The sequence below is a fragment of the Stenotrophomonas sp. 05L44_2 genome (genome assembly GCF_056665995.1).
The window spans coordinates 1-2,945 of the sequence record NZ_JBFTNR010000607.1; the positions used below are offsets into that span (position 1 = coordinate 1).

The following is a 2,945-nucleotide window of genomic DNA, read 5'->3' on the forward strand; positions in this document are numbered from 1 at the left end:
TGGCCGGGCTGCCCCGCAACGGGCCGCGCCACACCCTCGGCGACAATCCGCTCGCCATCGGCCTTGCGGCAGGCGTTGGTGACGCTGATCCGGCCATCGCGGCGCAGCCCGTAGTTGGCAGTGATCTCGCCCACGCACTGCTTCTGGAACGACACCGGCAGATGTGCGATCTCGTGCCACTGGCCGGCATAGCGATCGATGTCCAGTTCGCTGACCGCGCGCACGGGCTCGGCAGCGAGTGCCGGTGCGGCGAAAAGCAGCAGGCAGGCGAGCAGGGCAGGGYGCARGYGCATKGGKCGGCTCCGGGCAGGAGTCTGGAGCGTAGGTTGCACAGCACGCGGAGGTGTGAATGTTTCGTCAACCCACGTGCCGCATCCGCGCAGGATCGATGCGGCGCGATCCATGTCGTGCGTGGACGGAACGTCACGGACAAAAAAAAGACCTGCATTTCTGCAGGTCTTTGAACATGGTGGCCGAGGACGGAATCGAACCGCCGACACGGGGATTTTCAATCCCCTGCTCTACCAACTGAGCTACTCGGCCATGTAGAAAAAAAAGACCCGCATTTCTGCAGGTCTTCGAAAGTGGTGGCCGAGGACGGAATCGAACCGCCGACACGGGGATTTTCAATCCCCTGCTCTACCAACTGAGCTACTCGGCCATGGGAGCGGGGAAGGCACCGATGGAACGCTGTTTTCATGGCACCCACGAGGGCAGGGCGCGGCGTACTGTCGCGGTTCCTCYCCCGACGCTGCCCGCAGCAGAGCCATTGGACATGTCCGATTCAACTACCCGCATTGTGCTTGCCTCGCGCCCGCAAGGTGCGCCGGTCGCCGCCAATTTCCGCCTCGAACAGGTGCCGCTGCCGGCATTGGCCCCGGGCCAGGTGCTGCTGCGCAACCGCTACCTGTCGCTGGACCCGTACATGCGCGGACGCATGGACGATGGCCCGTCGTACGCACCGCCGGTGGCAGTGGATGCGGTGATGGAGGGCCAGACCGTGGCCGAGGTGCTGCAGTCGCAGGCGCCTGGCCTGGCGGTGGGCGAGCTGGTGCTGGCCCCCGGTGGCTGGCAGACGCATGCCGTGGTGGCGGGTGATGCGATCAGCCGGCACCTGGATCCGGCCGGGCTGCCGCTGAGCACAGCGTTGGGCGTGTACGGCATGCCGGGGTTCACCGCGTACTCCAGCCTGATCGAAATCGGCAAGCTGCAACCCGGCGAGACCCTGGTGGTGGCCGCTGCCAGTGGACCGGTCGGCGCCACCGTGGCCCAGTTGGCAAAGCTGCAGGGCGCGCGCGTAGTTGCCATCGCCGGCGGTGAGGCCAAGCGTGCGTATCTGGAAACACTGGGCGTGGACGTGGCGCTGGACCATCGCGCCTCTGGTTTTGCCGAACAGCTGCGCGCTGCCGTGCCGGATGGCATCGACGTGTACTTCGAGAACGTGGGTGGCCATGTGCTCGATGCCGTGCTGCCGCTGCTCAATGATTTCGCGCGCATTCCGGTGTGCGGCACCATCGCCACCTACAACGCCCGCGGCGTCGCGCAGCCCGGACCGGATCGGCTGCCAGCGCTGTTCAGCCAGATCCTGCGCCAGCGCCTGACCGTGCGTGGCTTCATCGTGCATGACTTCAAGCATCTGTGGCCGGAATTCGAGCGCGACATGCCGCAGTGGCTGCGCGATGGGCGCATCAAGTACCGCGAAGACGTCGTGCAGGGCCTGGAAAATGCACCCGAAGCCTTCTTCGGCCTGCTGCAGGGGCGCAACTTCGGCAAGCTGGTGGTGAAGCTGGATTGAGCGACCGCGTCAGCGACGGGTCATCTTTTCCCGCCGCAGCAGTTCGCGCTTGCGTTCCACGCCCCAGGCATAGCCGGACAGATCTCCGTCGCGCCGCACCACGCGGTGGCAGGGCACCGCCACTGCGAGAGGATTGCTGGCACAGGCGCGGGCTACCGCGCGACTGGCACGCGGCGCGCCGATGCGCGCTGCGATGTCGGCGTAGGACGCGGTCTGCCCGTGCGGAATGCGCTGCAGTGCCTGCCATACCCGCTGCTGGAAGGCGGTGCCACGGATATCCAGCGGCAGCGCGGTGCCGCGTGCGGGCTCTTCGACCAGGCCGATGACCTGGGCGATGAGATGTTCGTAACCCCGGTCAGCACCCACCAGTTCAGCTTGCCGAAAGCGCTGCTGCAGGGAGTGCAGCAACGCTTCTGGATCATCGCCCAGCAGGATCGCGACCACGCCGGTGCTKCTGCTTGCCACCAGTACGCTGCCCAGCGTGCTCTGTGCAATCGCGAATCGGATGACCTCGCCGCCGCCACCCGCGCGCCAGCGCTTGGGTGTCATCCCCAACAGGCGGGGGGCATTTTCGTAGAAGCGTCCGCTGGAACCGAATCCCGCCTCGTGGAAGGCATCGGTGATCCGGTCCTGGCGTTGCAGCCCTTCGCGCAGGCGGTCGGCGCGCAGGGCAGTGGCGTACTGCTTCGGGGTCACGCCGGTGGCTTGCTTGAACAGGCGATGCAGGCGGGACGGGCTGCAGCCGGCGATGTCGGCCAGTTCCTGCAGCGACGGTTCGTCAACGCTGGTCTGCAGATGACGGCAGACCCGTTCAATACGGGCATCCAGATCGATATCGGCGGTGCTGTCCATGTCGTGATTCTGGCATGCACCAGGGCAGTGGAAACTCCGTTTCCTGCACCCGCCGGCCGGGTCTGGAAACGGAGTGTCCGCGTGGCCGTGCAGGCGCATGGTTGCAGGCATATCCCAACCCGGAGCACATCCATGCGGCTGCACGACAAGATCATCCTCATCACCGGCGCCAGCGCCGGCATTGGCCGCGCCAGCGCGCTGCGTTTCGCTGCTGAGGGCGCGCGACTGGTCCTCAATGCGCGGCGCCCACAGCCGCTTCATGAACTGGCTGCGCAGATCCGCGCAAGCGGCGGCGAAG

General features: G+C 66.4%; 4 protein-coding genes and 2 tRNA genes. 2 read left to right on the forward strand and 4 right to left on the reverse strand.

The window, feature by feature from the left end; all coding sequences use genetic code 11:
- The 3 genes from AC1VAN_RS18095 to AC1VAN_RS18105 all read right to left on the reverse strand — a co-directional run.
- The coding region (locus AC1VAN_RS18095; protein ID WP_480986367.1) for a lipocalin family protein at window positions 1–293 on the reverse strand (293 nt) is incomplete at its 3' end.
- Window positions 294–467: 174 nt separating this feature from the next.
- Window positions 468–543 (reverse strand) — tRNA-Phe (locus tag AC1VAN_RS18100).
- Between the two features lie 42 nt (window positions 544–585).
- Window positions 586–661 (reverse strand) — tRNA-Phe (locus AC1VAN_RS18105).
- A gap of 114 nt (window positions 662–775) precedes the next feature.
- On the opposite strand from AC1VAN_RS18105, the gene AC1VAN_RS18110 reads away from it, so the two are divergent.
- A complete protein-coding gene (locus tag AC1VAN_RS18110; RefSeq protein WP_033831605.1) occupies window positions 776–1,795 on the forward strand; it encodes an NADP-dependent oxidoreductase in 1,020 nt (339 codons plus the stop codon).
- Between the two features lie 9 nt (window positions 1,796–1,804).
- Here AC1VAN_RS18110 and AC1VAN_RS18115 read toward each other — a convergent pair whose 3' ends face one another.
- Window positions 1,805–2,647 (reverse strand): bifunctional transcriptional activator/DNA repair enzyme AdaA, encoded by an 843-nt coding sequence (locus AC1VAN_RS18115; protein WP_480986368.1) that lies wholly within the window; start codon window positions 2,645–2,647, stop codon window positions 1,805–1,807.
- A gap of 132 nt (window positions 2,648–2,779) precedes the next feature.
- On the opposite strand from AC1VAN_RS18115, the gene AC1VAN_RS18120 reads away from it, so the two are divergent.
- Window positions 2,780–2,945 (forward strand): SDR family NAD(P)-dependent oxidoreductase (locus AC1VAN_RS18120; protein ID WP_480986369.1); only part of this gene is annotated, 166 nt, incomplete at its 3' end.